Here is a 15,086-nt window from a genome sequence, read left to right as displayed (position 1 = left end):
CGAAACGAGAAATTTAACACTTATTGCGTATCCGACCAGCTGTTATTGCCAGGATTGACATCTGGGAAAAATTTCTCTGGGTCGATAATTACGGACTTAAGCTTTTCTGTAGTGGGCACCTTGAACGAAAAGGATTGATTACGCTCCCACACCTCTACAGGAAGCTTGATCTGCTGTTTGTCGCCGCTAGCGGAAACAACCTCAACCAGTACAGGCATCGGCATTTCCCCTAAATTGGAAACGGTAACGAGTGCTCCCTTCGCAGGGTCGTCGTCTACATAACGCACCTCCTCAATAGCTTGATCCAGTTTCCAATTATATTGGAACCACGACCGCCAAAACCAGCTTAAATTTTCGCCGGCAACGTTCTCTATGGTTCTGAAGAAGTCGTCCGGGGTGGGATGTTTATAGGCCCAGTAATCAATATAGGTTTTAAATGCGTTATCAAAGCGCTCTTCGCCCAAAATGTGTTCGCGTAAAATAGTTAATGCAAGCTGTGGCTTCCTATACGCCAACGTCCCGATATGACTTTCTTTCATGTTTTGTGGCGAAGACATAATAGGCTCCAAGTCATCGTCAAAATAAATACTTGCTAGCTTATGCCCGTCATATCTTGGCGCCTTATATTCGCCTTTATTAAAGGCGTCTCTCGAAAGTGAATTAATAAAGCTATTAAAGCCCTCGTCCATCCAGGCATATAAGCGCTCATTACTTCCTACAATCATAGGGAACCAAATATGTCCAAATTCGTGGTCGGTTACACCCCATAAACTGGCACCTTTCGCCGTGTTCTTACAGAAGACGATCCCTGGGTATTCCATCCCGCCAATATTGGATGCAACATTGACCGCAACAGGATAAGGATAAGTGTACCATTTATTAGAATAGTATTCGATAGACGATTTTGTATATTCGGTAGAACGCTCCCACGCGTTGTTGCCGTTACTTTCAACAGGATAGGCAGAGATTGCCATAGCGGTTTTTCCTTCCGGCAGGTTGATCTTTGCGGCATCCACTATGAAAGCACTGGAAGAGGCCCAAGCGACATCTCTACTACGGTTCAGTTTAAAACGCCAGGTTAATTCCTTTTTATTCTGTGGACGGGAAGCTGGGTCGGTCACTTCCTCTGCAGAACGGATGATGACTGTTTTATCGCTTTTCCGGGCGCTGTCCCATCTTTTCAATTGTTCTGCTGTATATACATCTTCGGGATTCTGCAACTCGCCTCCACATACTACAACGTGTTTACTCGGCGCCGTGATTTCAACATTAAAATCACCGTATTCAAGATAAAATTCTCCGGGGCCGGTGTAAGGCTGTACATTCCAGCCGAGCACATTATCGTAAACAGCCACCCGGGGATACCATTGTGCGATCGCAAAAATATTTCCATTGCTTGTTTCTAATATTCCCGTGCGGTCCGCCCCATAATCGGGTATCGTGTAACGGTAGTGAATCGCCAATTTCGTATTTCCGCCCGCAGCATTGAGCGCCTGTGGTAGGACCACCTTCATGCGCGTATCATCGATCGTGTAAGATACATCTTTGCCGTCGGCGCCCTTAACAGCTTCAATTGCATATCCGCCGTCAAAAGGCGTATCGTGGGAGCCGTACCGGCTCCTCCCTACGGGCACGATATTCGCCCCGCGGCTCTTTTTCGAAAAAAGGTTCTGATCGAGCTGTATCCAGAGAAATTCAAGCTCGTCAGGACTGTTATTGGTATAGTCTAAATAGGCAACGCCTTCAATCTCTTTACGGTCTTCATTCAAACGTACTTTCAGTGTGTAATTTACGCTATTCTGCCAATACTTGGGCCCAGGCTTTCCGCCGGCAGATCGATATTCGTCGCCATTCTGCGTGTAAAAGACGGGAGCAAAAGCTTTTTCATAGTCGTATTTGCTTTGAACAGACAGCGGTTGTTGGGCAAAGGAAGTACTGCTTGTAAGCGCAAAGAAAGCAAAGGCAATTAAGGATTGATTTTTAAACATATTTATGGATTAAAAAATTATATCATGTGAATATTTTCCGGCTGATAGCCGGCGAAAGCGGCTAAAAACATCCGTTAACTAAAATAACGATTACGCTCAGCTATATTTTTTTGCTAATATAAACTTATTTTTAAGGCATTATAAAAAGAAAAAGGCTTAAAACGTTTATTTTAAGCCTTTGTAACAATTATTTTAATTTGTCTTGGTACACCTTCTCATCGAATCCCAGAATCAGACCCTTCGGTGATTCAATAACCGGTCTTTTTATAACACTCGTTTTTTCTTGCATCAACTTGTTGGCCGAATCTCGGTCGTTAACCGCTTCCTTTTCCTCATCGGTCAACCCTCTCCATGTTGTCCCCTTTTTGTTCACCAACAATTCCCAACTCACCTCCTTTTCCCAACGCTGTAAGGTAGCTTCGTCTACCCCCAGCTTTTTGAAATCGTGAAAATCATAAGCAATGTGGTTACTGTTTAACCAATCTAATGCTTTCTTTACCGTATTGCAGTTCTTAATTCCGTAAACTTTCATGTTCGTTATCAGTTATTGGTTGTTCGTTATTCGTTACTCGTGTCAGTGCACCAGCTGTAAGCCTTAGGCCATAGGCTTTTATCTCTTACACCTTAAACCGCACACCATATACCTTAAACCCTCACTCCCTACTCCCTACTTATTAAAATTCGTCATCGTTAGTTCCAGTCCTACAGACACAAAGCTCTTAATAGCATCAACAGCATGTTGAATCAAAGAAGGCAACTCAAGCTGTTCCTCTTTGTCGAATGGGCCCAATACATAATCAATCTGCCTTCCTTTCGGATAGTGATCACCTATGCCAAAGCGTAGGCGTGGATATTGTTGACCACCGCATAGTGCTTCGATATTCTTTAATCCATTATGGCCGGCAGCGCTTCCTTTTGGCTTTATGCGGATGCTGCCGAACGGAATGGCCAAATCATCAACAACTACTAAAACGTTAGCCAAGGGTATTTTGAGTTCATTCATCCAATAGTTCACCGCCTTTCCACTTAAATTCATATAAGTAGTCGGTTTAATCACATGAACAGTCCGTCCCTTGTGCTTAAACTCCGAATAAAAGGCATATTTCAACGTCGAATACCCTGCCCTGAACTCGCGAACGAGTTCGTCAGCCACCATAAAGCCAATGTTATGTCTTGTGTCCGCGTATTCTTGTCCGATATTACCTAAACCAACGATTAAATATTTCATTTTTTTTAAGCTAATAAACCTTCGATTTAGCCCTACGATCACCAACAGAGATAAAAGATGTCATCAACAAGGTTATTGATGCCCTTTCGAATCGAGTGCAACAGGCTTATTCATGCCACTGAAAATAAAGACATGGATAAATAAACAGCCGATTCAGAAAAAAAAAGCACCCGATGCTGATCATCGGGTGCTTTCAATAAATTTTTAAAAAGAAATTTATTTCTTACCCGCTTTAGCAGCTTCCTGTTCAGCTTGTTTTAATGCGCGAGACATGATTACGGATACAATCGTATCGTCTGCATTGTTAAGAACTTTAGCATTTTCAATTTCGATAGCACCAACGCGCACCGATTTACCAACTTCTAAAGACTCTAAACTTACTTCGATAACCTGAGGCATATCTTTAGGCAATGCTTTCACGCGCAGGTTGCGTAATTTTTGAACTAATTTACCCCCCATTTTCACGCCCGGTGAAGTACCTGTCAACGTGATAGGAATGTTCATCGATACCGTTTTTTGATCATCTAAGGCCAAAAAGTCAACGTGGATAATTTGGTCAGTAAGCGGATGATATTGAGCTTCTTGAACGATTGCTTGATACTTTTTTCCGTCAATTTCAAGATCTACGAAATGAACTTCAGGAGTATAAATCAAAGGTTTCAAATCAGCTGCGGACACAGCGAAGTGGTATTGTTCATCACCTCCATAAAGAACTGCAGGCACTTTACCAGCATAGCGCAATTCTTTTGCGTCTCTTTTCCCTACGTTCTCTCTAAGAGAACCGCTAATAGCAATTGATTTCATTTATTTTATTATTATTTGTTTTTAACAGAACATACTATACGTTCCATTTTCAAGCCTGCAAAGATAGGAAAAAAATGGATCGATTATTTATTTTGGTCGAAAATTTTGAACAGATCGCTTATTGAACCATGCTCGTTAATGTTCGTTATAGCGCGTGCAAATAAATCTGCGGTAGACAAGACCTTGATTTTGCTGCTTTCTCCCTTTAACGGAATGGTATCGGTAACGATCAACTCACTTAATACCGAATTTTCGACCGTTTCATAGGCCTTACCTGAAAGTACCGGATGCGTACACACGGCCCGTACACTACTTGCCCCATTTTCCATAATCAAGGAAGCCGCCTTTGATAAAGTCCCGGCCGTGTCGCAGATATCATCGATCAACACAATATCCTGTCCCGTTACATCACCGATAATGGACATCGACTCAATTTCGTTCGCCCGCTTACGTTGCTTATCACATATAACTACTTCGGCATTGAAATATTTAGCAAAGGTTCTGGCGCGGTAAGAACCGCCCATATCCGGAGAAGCGATTGTTAAGTTTGGAAGATTCAATGACTTAATATAAGGCACAAAAATACTTGCTGCATCTAAGTGATCGACAGGAATATCAAAGAAGCCTTGAATTTGCGCGGCATGCAAATCCATCGTCATGATGCGATGCGCACCAGCTGCCGTTAACAAATTAGCGATCATCTTTGCGCCGATTGCCACACGTGGCTTATCCTTACGGTCTTGACGAGCAAAACCAAAATAAGGCACCACAGCCGTTATATAATGCGCAGACGCCCTTTTTGCAGCGTCAATCATTAATAAGAGTTCAAACAGATTATCAGTAGGCTGATAAGTGGATTGAATCAAGAACACATCGCTACCGCGAACAGATTCATTGTAAAATGGCTGAAATTCACCGTCGCTAAAGCGAGACAAGGTCATTTCACCCAGTTCCTTACCGTAAGCTTGAGAGATTTTGTGAGCCAGTTCTTTGCTACCAGATCCGGCAAATAATTTAACCGTGTTAAATTGAAGAGGCATTGAGTGCGGGTTTGGTGTTTAAAAAAATTCGGGTCGTTTTAAAACGACCCGAGTCTCTTTTCCGTTTTGTTGCCCGACCAGGATTCGAACCTAGACAAACTGAACCAAAATCAGTTGTACTACCTTTATACTATCGGGCAATCCTTCTCGTTTATCAGCCATCTGCCGTAAACGGAGTGCAAATATAAAGCGATATTCTAAATACACAAAATATTTTATCCATTTTTTTTCCTTTTTTTTGCAGCTACTTGACTATCAAGCGGATTTTTTCAACCGTAGGGGCGGGCGGCATTTAGCGACTAATCTTTATCTTTTTACGTACATTGGCGAGGAATCCTTCGTTTTCTTGCTATCCCCTTTTTCATTTTTTAATTTTTAATTTTTCCTTTATATCAATAGTAATACTTATTTTCGGCACTTAATTGTATTATAATGGCATATTGTGCGTTCCTTATACGAATAATAAACGCATAACAGAAAGAAACAAACAATAGTAACTGATGGATTATAACAAAACGAACAATTTACTTGGATGGATAACCTTTATTGTTTCCACCTTAGTTTATGTGTTAACCCTAGAACCTACAGCCAGTTATTGGGACTGTGGTGAATTTATCGCAGCAGCCTATAAGATGCAGATTGTCCATCAACCGGGCGCTCCACTTTTCTTAATGTTACAGAACATCTTTGGCAATTTGGCCTTTGGCAACAAGGAATCCATTGCTTATTGGATGAATTTTGGATCTGCTGTCTCCAGTGGCTTAACCATTATGTTTCTGTTTTGGACCATCACGGCACTATCCCGTAAAGTACTTTGGAAGAGCGACACCGCGCAAGCGGAAGGCAACCTTATTCAGATAATGGGAGCGGGCCTCGTAGGAGCCTTAGCGTATAGCGTTTCGGATACTTTTTGGTTTTCGGCGGTAGAGTCCGAAGTATACGCGATGTCATCCTTATGCACAGCGATTGTATTCTGGGCTATCCTCAAATGGGAAGCACATGCTGAAGAGCCCCGTGCGGATAAATGGCTTTTGTTGATTGCTTATGTAATGGGCCTTTCCATCGGTGTACACTTGCTGAACCTATTGACCATTCCAGCCTTGGCACTGGTTGTTTATTTTAAAAGGGTTAAAAATCCCACCAATAGCGGCGTTTTCAAAACCCTTCTCATTGGTTGTGTTATTGTTGCATTCGTACTATGGGGAATCATTCAGTACTTAATCAAATTTGCAGCCTATTTTGATCTCTTCTTTGTCAATACACTCGGCCTGGGTTTTGGTACCGGCGTTGTGTTCTTTGCTTTACTCGTAATAGGAGGCTTGACCTTTGGCATCTTCTATTCTATAAAGAACCTAAAACCCCGGCTAAATCTCATCTTATTGGGAATATGTTTTATTATTTTCGGCTATGGCTCCTTTGCCATGATCCTGGTCCGCGCTAAAGCCGATCCCAGTCTGAACAACAGCGATCCCGACAATGCCTTCTCTTTTTTAGGTTACCTCAACCGCGAGCAGTATGGTGAAGAGCCCTTGTTAAAAGGCCCGTATTTTACCTCGAAGATCGTAGATCGTAAAGAAGGTGGCAGCTCCTACATAAAAGGAGAGGAGAAATATGAAAATATAGGAAAGAAATATAACTATGTTTACGATCGAGAAACTATTTTCCCACGCATTTATAGCAATGACCCGGGACGGGGCCATCCGCAATTTTATCGAAGCTGGCTGAACTTGAGCGAAAACGACCAACCTACGTTCGGCAATAACCTTAACTTCTTTTTCACGTATCAGATTGGACATATGTACGCCCGCTATTTCTTTTGGAATTTTGTAGGTAGACAGAATGATCAAAAGGGAGATGGAAGCTTTACCGAGGGCAACTGGATAACCGGCATTAAACCGATCGACCAAGCTCGCTTGGGTGGACAAGACGCCCTACCCGAATCATTAAAAACCGACCCTTCGAATAATAAATTCTACGGACTTCCCCTTATTTTAGGAGTCATAGGCGCCCTGTGGCATTTCAAACGCCATCAGAAAGATGCCGGAATTGTCGGTTTACTCTTTTTCTTTACCGGACTGGCCATTGTGCTTTATCTTAACCAAACCCCTCTTCAGCCCCGCGAACGCGATTATGCCTACGCTGGGTCCTTTTATGCCTTTGCCATATGGATTGGGTTAGGTGTCATCGGCTTAGCCGACATACTACAGAAAAAAACAAATGCCAAAACAGCCGGCATCGCCGCCACATTGATTGGCTTGTTAGCGGCGCCTGTGCTAATGGCAAAAGAAGGCTGGGACGATCACGATCGCTCTACCAAATATGTAGCTCGCGACTTAGCGAAAGACTATTTACAATCCTGCGCACCGAACGCTATCTTATTCACTTATGGAGACAATGACACCTATCCGCTTTGGTATGTTCAGGAAGTGGAAAATTTCAGACCGGATGTACGGATTGTCAACCTCAGCTTATTGAGTGCAGATTGGTATGTACGCCAAATGAAGGAAAAAGTGAACGAGGCAGACGCCCTGCCTATCACTATGAAAGACAGTCAGTTTAAACAAGGAACGCGGGATGGCTTGTCGTTTATGGATGCAGGCTTCAAACAACCCATTGAACTCAGCTCCGTTCTTGATGTCTTATTATCCGACAACCCAAATGATCAGGTTGAATACCAAGACGGCAGTCGCTCCAACTACCTGTTTACCAAAAATTTCAAACTGACCGTAAACAAAAACGATGTGCTAAAAAACAAGGTAGTTCCGAGCAAATGGGATAACCAGATCGTAGACACCATGGTGTGGACTTATAACAAAGACTTTGTTTCGAAGGCCGAGCTCGCTATGTTTGACATTTTAGTACACAACGATTGGAAACGTCCGATTTACTTTGCTACCACCGTGCCCAACAGCAATTATTTAGGGCTCGACAACTACCTCATTAACGAGGGCTTCGCTTTACGTTTGATGCCCGTTAAATTCGACAAGACCGAAGAGCAGATGCGTATGGGCGAAACCGTTAATGTAGATGCCTTATACGATAATACCATGAACAAATTTGTGTGGGGCAATATGGCAAAAGCAAGTTACCTGGATCATGAATCCTACGGCATGCTTTCTTTAATCATCAATAACTTCAGCACACTTAGCCAAACGCTTTACGAAGAAGGCCGCACTGAAGAGGCCAAGAAGGTGCTTGAAAAATGTTTAACGGTTATACCAAGTCGCATCTACTCCCTGAGCCAGTCTCGCGTACTGTATTTCCTGTCCCGACAACTTTATCAGGTCGGTATGACCGACAAGGCGAACGCTTTGTTAGCACAAAACGGAAAATACGTGGGTGAATTGCTACGATATTATATTGCTATTGCACAGACCAAGCCGAACTTAGAGATGCAAAACATACAAATTGGCACGCAAATCATTTACAGCTCTGCCGAACTTGCGAAGGAATACAAGCAAACGGAACAAGCAAAGGCACTCGAAGATGCCTTAAACAATATCGAAAAACTGTTTTCCGGAACACCTCAAGGTTAATAGAAGAAACAAATTAACATAAAAAGAAACGTCCACTCCAGCGGTGGACGTTTCTTTTTTTAACTGAATAAGCCTTATATCCCTAATTTCTTGGCTATATCCTTCGGCAGTCCTCCTTTATGCAACATAAAGGCCGTTGTTTTAAACTGAACAAAGGCCTTGGTTACGTAAAGGTAGCCGTTATAATCGTTTGATATACCCCACGAATTTTTAACTATATAGTATTCTTTGCCATTTTGATCCTTTGCCAGTCCCACAATGTGCATTCCATGATCGTCGGTAGTGGAATAGTCGTCGAAAGCTTGCTGCCGCAACGCTTCCGTTACTGCCAATTCAGGTTTGGGTCCGTTGAACATCGATGCTCTTTCTTCGTTGCTCATCTCCTCATAAGGCGTTTCCGGCACATAGGCAACCCCATTTTTCCAGCTAAAGCCTTTTTCACTTACGTCAGTGGCCCAGCCAACCGTATAGCCGTTTTTTAGAGCATGATCGATAATACCGGTAATATCCGCCATCGGCACGTTATATACCTGGTCAAAAGACCAGTTATCGGGTATCAACAACGTAAATTTGCCATAATAAGGTTCGTTTTTAAAAGAGGAAATTTCAATATAATCGTCGGCATCGAGCCCGATTACTTCCTTCGCAAATGATTTGGATGTGTAGTTCTTTCCTTTATAATTAAAGGTTTCAGGCACCGCTCCCAAGTAGGCGTCAATGGCATTGGTATAAGCCTTCATCCAATTAGGCGTCAATTTACCGTTTGGATTTTTAACTACTGCAGCTAATATCGCGTCTGTTATTGCGCTCATCTCGGCCAACTTATTCCCTTCCGTACCATAATTTAATCCGGTATAAACTTCCCGGGGCACTGCGCCATATTTGCGGTACATATTGATCACATCATGAAGCTGTCCGCCTTCACCTAAACTTAAACCGCCATGTAAGCGAACATAATTCTTTCCTTTTTCGACGTACACATTCCTCGCGGTAAATAGCTGAGATATCTCCACCGGTTCGCGTCCGTTCCTGATCATTTCCGATTCAAGAAAAGAGTTTCCGGAATAACTCCAACAGGTTCCGGATGACCCTTGGTTTTTTACCGAAGTATTTTGCAGATTAATGAGTTCTGTAAATTTGAATCCGAACTTACTGCTGTCGCTCTGGTTTTGTTGTAATGAGTTAACTAAATTGTCTTGCGCTAGACTAAGCCCATTGCCCGCCATAAAGAAAGCGGCGGCAACGACTAGCGTCTTCATATTAATTTTTAGCATGCGTGAAATTTGTTTAGGGGCGTAAATGTAGAGTTTTAATAGGCAAACCACAAATGAAGGTTTAGGGATATCGAAAAAATGACTTAAGTGCCGTGGTAGCTGTGCCCAGGAAAAGGAAAGGGGGTGTCTCCTATGTTTGTTGCAAGCAAGAATAGGAGACACCCCCTGTTAAGATTGTCAATAAAGAAGTAATCTTAACGTTTGGTAAACTTAAACTCTAAAAAAGAATCGCTATTACCTCCGGTATTTACCGGCATTTGCAGCGTCAGTGTTCCCTCATCAGCGTAGGCTAAGTCTAAACGATAGCCTTCGGTAACATTTTTTGCTTTTTCTCCGGGATAAAGTTTCTTGAATTGAAATTGAGCTTCTCCTCCGTTTTCCGGTTCGTAGATCGACCAAAAAATTTCGCGAGTAGCACCCGGTGCGCAAAGCTCGCCGTCCGCCGAGAAAGTAATACTACCCTTTCCATTGGCTATCAAGTTCCAAGCACTTCCAATGAAGCAGTCAATCGGGGCCTCGTCAAATATACGTTTTACACTCGCCCCAGAAGGGAAGTTTTTCTTCTCAATACTGTTAAGCACCCACTGCCCCCTCACTCCTCTTTTCCACTGACCGGCACTGGGAGCAGACGATGATGTAGCTTGTTTTGAAGATGAACAGCCAACAATAAAGAATACAAGGGGCACTAAAACTAAAAATTTTGAGATTGTTTTCATTCCTATTATTTATTAATGATAAATTATGTTAAAGATTAAAATGAGCTAAATACGATACGTCTTATAGAATCGTTTATTCTTTAGCGACAGATTTTAATCTTAATACAATAAAATTGTACCTTTGCTTCCTTTATACGCGTTTCGAGCGATAAAAATACAATGCAAAGATATAGCATTGTGCGGCTTTTTAAAACAATTATTCATTGAGTTAATAGCGCTAACTAACGGCAAAAGGAATAACAAAAAAAACATTCATGAAGTCCCCATCCAAAAACCATACCACGAGCAAATTTATCTCTAAGTTGCTCGTAAGACTATTCATTATTATCTTGGCCGCCGCCATCATTCCTGTTTTTGTAGACGATGAAATTGCCGCAAAAATGGAAACCACCTATGTTTATATAGAAAACAAATGGGTGTTCATATTCCCCTTAATCCTATTTCTCAGTTTCCTGACCTTGCTCATTTTGACAGGGCGCGCCCGTCACGAAAAAACCGACCTTAATTGGATGTTGTCGCTCAATACCCTCCTTTTGATCATCTATGTAATCATGCTTTTTATCCGTTTAGCTCCTTTGATCTATAAATAAATGACCAAACATAAGCTCTGGAACACATCCAAACTACTTTTGAAATTCGCCATAACCGGCTTGGCCTTATACCTTGTGTTTACCAAAATAAGCTTAAATGATTTAAAAGAAGTTTTCACTAAATCAGATCCACTATTCCTCTTCTTAGGTTTTTTAAGTTTTTTTATATCCGTCGCGATTTCCGCTTGGAGATTAAACACCTTTTTTAAAGGCATCAAGCTCTATCTTCCCGAGCTATATAACTTCAAGCTGTACCTGCTGGGGATGTTTTATAACATCTCACTACCAGGTGGCATTGGCGGTGACGGCTATAAGATCTATTTTTTGCGAAAAAAGTATCAGATCAAGGGACGGAAGTTACTTTCCTGCATCTTTTTCGACAGATTGAGCGGTATGTGGGCGCTCTGTCTGATCACATCGGTGCTAGTAATTTTTATTCCCAAACTGGAAATTCCGAACTGGGTGCCCATTGTGACTGTGGTTGTCGGTACGATTGCCTATTACTTTGCGATGAATCGCTTTTTTACCGACTATGCCTATTCTTTTGCATTCAAACACTTCAAAGCGCTCGGCGTCCAATCATTACAGGTCATATGTGCAATATGTATCTTATACAGTCTGCATTTTGAAGGGAAATTTTCTCCCTATCTCCTACTCTTTCTGTTATCACAGATCGTAGCGGTTATTCCTTTATCAATCGGTGGCCTCGGAGCCAGGGAAATCGTATTCCTTTACGGATCGGATTATTTCCACCTGGATTCGCACCGGGCTATTTTAATCAGCTTGATATCGTACTTTATATCTGCAATTATCTCCTTAATAGGATCTTATTTTACTCTTCATCCGAAAGCACTGGGAGAAGAAAAGCTGCCTGAAACCGATGAGGTCGATTTAGACGATTAGGCGAAAAAGATTGTAACTTTACCTAAACATTTAGCTGCTTGACCTGTAATCCAGGTAAGCGTTTGCTAAAGCACAGGTATGATAAAAACATTTTTGAACCGTCTTTCGAAATAACAATCTGAGCACATTCAAGGAGATTTTATTGTATCGAGACAGCAAATTGAACAAATAATATAGTGAATATGAACATTGTAATAACAGGCGCAAGCAGCGGCATAGGTTTTGAAGCGGTATTGGAGCTCATTTTGACAAACGACCACCATGTGGTTGCGTTGGCCCGGTCGCATGACAAACTGAAAAGATTATTTGAAATTGCTAAAGGTCTGAATCCGGATTGCAATATATATCCTGCGCGATTTGACATTGTCCATGACGACTATGAATCTGGGTTGCTACCCTTCATCAAGGAGAAAATTGGCCACGTAGATATCTTGATCAACAATGCTGGCTCGCTGATTAACAAACCTTTTGAAGAGACCAGTGCCATCGATTTTGCAGAGATGTTGCAAACAAACGTTTTGGGACACGTAAAAATGATTAAGCACCTTTGCCCTATTATGCCTGCCGGAAGCCACATAGTAAACATTGGTAGTATGGGCGGATTTCAAGGTAGCGTAAAATTTCCCGGGCTTGCAGCCTATTCTGCCAGCAAAGCGGCGCTCCATACGCTCACCGAATGCCTTGCCCTTGAATTTGCAGAAAGAAAGATCCACGTCAACTGCTTAGCAATCGGGTCGGCGCAAACAGAAATGCTGGAAAAAGCGTTTCCTAATTATGAGTCGCCAATCGCCGCCTTCGAAATGGGCAAATATATAGCTGATTTTGCGCTGACTGGCCATAAATTTTTTAATGGCAAGGTTTTGCCGGTAGCCGTCACAACACCGTAAGAAGCTGTACCAGTGCCCAGCCGGCAAGAGGACGGCGCTTGGTACAAATGTATGTTAACGGACTTCAAGTTCAACTCTCATGAAAACAAAAAAGTCAATAAAAAGAATTGCCTTCATCCTATTCACTTCGGTTGCCATCTTGGCTTGTCGAAACGAAGAAGGAAACAAGGAGGAACAGCGAGCTACCCGCACTACTGATACAGATAAGGACCTTTCGGAAACCAGCAAAACATTAACGTTACCTTTCATTGCGGTTGTCGATTCGACAACGACGCGCGTCGAACTACAAGAGAACCCACAAAAGAGCAAGATTCCGCTAAACAAGGAGGAGCTTGCCGAAGCCTTAAACATTAAGTATCCGGAAATTAAGTTGGAAATCGGCAAAACTAGTCACGATACCCTTTCGGTGAGTATTCAGAATGCCACCTTTCTAACCCAACAGATGGGCACGACCGGCGCATTGACCTATTTAGCTGAAGCCACCTATGCTTTCACCGATTTGGCCAATATCAATGTTGTTAACTTCTTATTCAAAGAAGGAGACCACGCTATGCCGGGCCCTTACACTCGAAAAAGTTTCAACACAAAAAATATTTGACCAAATAAGCTAAATCGCGAATATCAGCGCAAACATGCAGCGCTTCCCTGCGCTCACTACCTTGTTTACAGCTGATAAAAGAGATGCAGACCGCCCCACCGACTACGGCAGGACGGTGCTTAGGCTTTATTCAGCAAGCGCAGTGCCTCTTTGGATAGCCTGTACTTCATTAACAACCACTTCGGTAGTATATTTAACCAGCCCGTCTTTATCTGTGTAGCTTCTGTTAATCAATCTGCCTTCTATTGAAATTTCACTGCCCTTGTCCAAAGCTTTTTCGACAAAAGTAGCTTGCTTTCCCCAAAAAACGAGTTGATGCCACTGCGTATCTGTTAACCATTCGCCCCGTTGATTTCGATAACGGTCGTTGGTGGCAAGGGATACACGCGCCAAGCATTTGTTATCTCCAAATTTTTTTACCTCAGGCTTATTACCCAAAAAGCCCGTCAATCGTACACTGTTTTTTAAAGTACTCATAATACATTTTTTATTAGATCAAGAATTACTTGTAGTTACCCTTAAAGTATCCTACGTCAATCGCGATTGTTGCTTTCACAAAAGTAGGTGCTGAGAGAATGCTAGCCGTATAATAAACGGATATAAACGTTTATATCCGTTTACACCAGGGATCACTTACGCTTAAGTCGCATGAAAAAACATAAGACATGCCAGTTGCCACGCGATTATCTCCTCCATTTTTTTTATGTTTGGAAAAAATTTACATATCATGCAAGATCCCGTTACACTGACTTCAGTTGCAGCATTTCATAAAACATTTAAACATCCGATTCTAGGACAACCAACCATCCCTAGCGAACAACGTTGCAAGCTGCGTGTCGCACTGATAGCCGAGGAACTGAAAGAACTGGAAGAAGCCATTCAAAACAAAGATATTGTGGAAGTTGCCGATGCCCTTTGCGATATACAATACGTTTTATCCGGTGCAATTTTGGAATTTGGATTAGCAGAGAAATTCAAAGCCCTTTTTGACGAAGTGCAACGTTCCAATATGAGCAAGGCGTGCAAAAGTCTGGAGGAAGCGGAAGCAACCATACTTCACTACAAAAACAAAGGCGTGGATTGTTTCTATGAACAGCAGGGCGATTTATACTTGGTCTACCGAACAGAAGACCGCAAAACCTTGAAATCGGTTAATTACTCTCCTGCCGACCTTAAAGGTATTATTCAGGAATAAAACTTTATAGAAACGAAGTAATTTTCCGTTCCTGCCAAAACACTGGGCAGAGCTATTGCCTTTCATCTTGATTTTATATAGCTTTGTCAACATGGAAAACGCATTTCAATATACATTAAAAGGAAGCCGCCACGACGCACCTTATCGTCGTAAAACCGGCTTCTATCGTTTTTCGTGCCCAAAAGAGTTTAGTATATAAACCCGGGACTTCCATTACAGACCCACTCAGTTCCGGGGAAAAATCAGTTATCATTTATCAAAAAACTTCTTCCTTGCGAAGAACTGTTTTTTATTCAATTTATTTTATCATCCTTCAATAATAAGAAT

Annotated in this window: 14 protein-coding genes and 1 tRNA gene; 6 read left to right on the top strand and 9 right to left on the bottom strand. The window is 42.1% G+C overall.

All coding sequences use genetic code 11. From position 1 onward, the window contains the following. Window positions 1-20: 20 nt before the first annotated feature. The 6 genes from EPX21_RS04235 to EPX21_RS04210 form a co-directional block, all read right to left on the bottom strand. Window positions 21-1,988: a M1 family metallopeptidase gene (locus EPX21_RS04235; RefSeq protein ID WP_134088421.1), complete on the bottom strand. Its 1,968-nt coding sequence runs from the start codon at window positions 1,986-1,988 to the stop codon at window positions 21-23. 187 nt (window positions 1,989-2,175) lie between these two features. Beyond that, on the bottom strand, window positions 2,176-2,520 hold the full coding sequence (locus EPX21_RS04230; RefSeq protein ID WP_134088420.1) for an ArsC family reductase: 345 nt from the start codon (window positions 2,518-2,520) through the stop codon (window positions 2,176-2,178). A gap of 135 nt (window positions 2,521-2,655) precedes the next feature. Then, window positions 2,656-3,216, bottom strand: coding sequence for an aminoacyl-tRNA hydrolase (gene pth, locus EPX21_RS04225; RefSeq protein ID WP_134088419.1), 561 nt, complete (start codon window positions 3,214-3,216; stop codon window positions 2,656-2,658). A gap of 216 nt (window positions 3,217-3,432) precedes the next feature. Continuing rightward, on the bottom strand, window positions 3,433-4,020 hold the full coding sequence (locus EPX21_RS04220; RefSeq protein ID WP_134088418.1) for a 50S ribosomal protein L25/general stress protein Ctc: 588 nt from the start codon (window positions 4,018-4,020) through the stop codon (window positions 3,433-3,435). An 83-nt stretch (window positions 4,021-4,103) separates the two neighbouring features. Further along, window positions 4,104-5,060: a ribose-phosphate pyrophosphokinase gene (locus EPX21_RS04215; protein ID WP_134088417.1), complete on the bottom strand. Its 957-nt coding sequence runs from the start codon at window positions 5,058-5,060 to the stop codon at window positions 4,104-4,106. Between the two features lie 69 nt (window positions 5,061-5,129). After that, window positions 5,130-5,200 (bottom strand) — tRNA-Gln (locus EPX21_RS04210). 360 nt (window positions 5,201-5,560) lie between these two features. On the opposite strand from EPX21_RS04210, the gene EPX21_RS04205 reads away from it, so the two are divergent. Then, a complete protein-coding gene (locus tag EPX21_RS04205; RefSeq protein ID WP_134088416.1) occupies window positions 5,561-8,596 on the top strand; it encodes a DUF2723 domain-containing protein in 3,036 nt (1,011 codons plus the stop codon). Window positions 8,597-8,670: 74 nt separating this feature from the next. On the opposite strand, the gene EPX21_RS04200 is transcribed toward EPX21_RS04205, so the two are convergent. Together EPX21_RS04200 and EPX21_RS04195 are read right to left on the bottom strand one after the other, a co-directional pair. Continuing rightward, complete coding sequence (locus EPX21_RS04200; RefSeq protein WP_206105993.1) at window positions 8,671-9,855, bottom strand: aminopeptidase C; 1,185 nt, start codon at window positions 9,853-9,855, stop codon at window positions 8,671-8,673. Between the two features lie 209 nt (window positions 9,856-10,064). Further along, complete coding sequence (locus tag EPX21_RS04195) at window positions 10,065-10,586, bottom strand: hypothetical protein (protein ID WP_134088414.1); 522 nt, start codon at window positions 10,584-10,586, stop codon at window positions 10,065-10,067. Between the two features lie 254 nt (window positions 10,587-10,840). Here EPX21_RS04195 and EPX21_RS04190 point away from each other — a divergent pair, with 254 nt between their 5' ends. The 4 genes from EPX21_RS04190 (at window position 10,841) to EPX21_RS04175 (ending at window position 13,564) form a co-directional block, all read left to right on the top strand. Continuing rightward, window positions 10,841-11,176 (top strand): hypothetical protein, encoded by a 336-nt coding sequence (locus EPX21_RS04190; RefSeq protein WP_134088413.1) that lies wholly within the window; start codon window positions 10,841-10,843, stop codon window positions 11,174-11,176. After that, window positions 11,177-12,079: a lysylphosphatidylglycerol synthase transmembrane domain-containing protein gene (locus EPX21_RS04185; RefSeq protein ID WP_134088412.1), complete on the top strand. Its 903-nt coding sequence runs from the start codon at window positions 11,177-11,179 to the stop codon at window positions 12,077-12,079. Between the two features lie 182 nt (window positions 12,080-12,261). Next, window positions 12,262-12,966, top strand: a complete 705-nt coding sequence (locus EPX21_RS04180) for an SDR family oxidoreductase (protein WP_134088411.1) — start codon at window positions 12,262-12,264, stop codon at window positions 12,964-12,966. Window positions 12,967-13,045: 79 nt separating this feature from the next. Beyond that, a complete protein-coding gene (locus EPX21_RS04175) occupies window positions 13,046-13,564 on the top strand; it encodes a hypothetical protein (RefSeq protein ID WP_134088410.1) in 519 nt (172 codons plus the stop codon). A gap of 126 nt (window positions 13,565-13,690) precedes the next feature. On the opposite strand, the gene EPX21_RS04170 is transcribed toward EPX21_RS04175, so the two are convergent. Next, window positions 13,691-14,041 (bottom strand): single-stranded DNA-binding protein, encoded by a 351-nt coding sequence (locus EPX21_RS04170; protein ID WP_134088409.1) that lies wholly within the window; start codon window positions 14,039-14,041, stop codon window positions 13,691-13,693. A 250-nt stretch (window positions 14,042-14,291) separates the two neighbouring features. Between EPX21_RS04170 and EPX21_RS04165 the strand changes: the two genes are divergently transcribed. Further along, on the top strand, window positions 14,292-14,759 hold the full coding sequence (locus tag EPX21_RS04165) for a nucleoside triphosphate pyrophosphohydrolase family protein (RefSeq protein WP_134088408.1): 468 nt from the start codon (window positions 14,292-14,294) through the stop codon (window positions 14,757-14,759). The last annotated feature ends 327 nt before the right edge of the window (window positions 14,760-15,086 follow it).

Origin of the sequence: Olivibacter sp. XZL3, from assembly GCF_004368405.1 — a bacterium.
In the GTDB taxonomy this organism is placed as follows: Bacteria; Bacteroidota; Bacteroidia; order Sphingobacteriales; family Sphingobacteriaceae; genus Olivibacter.
This window is presented reverse-complemented; position numbering and strand designations above follow the sequence as displayed.

Coding starts and splice junctions, on each gene's coding strand:
- EPX21_RS04235 (WP_134088421.1), bottom strand. CDS start 1,988: ATGTTTAAAAATCAATCCTTAATTGCCTTTGCTTTCTTTGCGCTTACA.
- EPX21_RS04230 (WP_134088420.1), bottom strand. CDS start 2,520: ATGAAAGTTTACGGAATTAAGAACTGCAATACGGTAAAGAAAGCATTA.
- pth (WP_134088419.1), bottom strand. CDS start 3,216: ATGAAATATTTAATCGTTGGTTTAGGTAATATCGGACAAGAATACGCG.
- EPX21_RS04220 (WP_134088418.1), bottom strand. CDS start 4,020: ATGAAATCAATTGCTATTAGCGGTTCTCTTAGAGAGAACGTAGGGAAA.
- EPX21_RS04215 (WP_134088417.1), bottom strand. CDS start 5,060: ATGCCTCTTCAATTTAACACGGTTAAATTATTTGCCGGATCTGGTAGC.
- EPX21_RS04205 (WP_134088416.1), top strand. CDS start 5,561: ATGGATTATAACAAAACGAACAATTTACTTGGATGGATAACCTTTATT.
- EPX21_RS04200 (WP_206105993.1), bottom strand. CDS start 9,855: ATGAAGACGCTAGTCGTTGCCGCCGCTTTCTTTATGGCGGGCAATGGG.
- EPX21_RS04195 (WP_134088414.1), bottom strand. CDS start 10,586: ATGAAAACAATCTCAAAATTTTTAGTTTTAGTGCCCCTTGTATTCTTT.
- EPX21_RS04190 (WP_134088413.1), top strand. CDS start 10,841: ATGAAGTCCCCATCCAAAAACCATACCACGAGCAAATTTATCTCTAAG.
- EPX21_RS04185 (WP_134088412.1), top strand. CDS start 11,177: ATGACCAAACATAAGCTCTGGAACACATCCAAACTACTTTTGAAATTC.
- EPX21_RS04180 (WP_134088411.1), top strand. CDS start 12,262: ATGAACATTGTAATAACAGGCGCAAGCAGCGGCATAGGTTTTGAAGCG.
- EPX21_RS04175 (WP_134088410.1), top strand. CDS start 13,046: ATGAAAACAAAAAAGTCAATAAAAAGAATTGCCTTCATCCTATTCACT.
- EPX21_RS04170 (WP_134088409.1), bottom strand. CDS start 14,041: ATGAGTACTTTAAAAAACAGTGTACGATTGACGGGCTTTTTGGGTAAT.
- EPX21_RS04165 (WP_134088408.1), top strand. CDS start 14,292: ATGCAAGATCCCGTTACACTGACTTCAGTTGCAGCATTTCATAAAACA.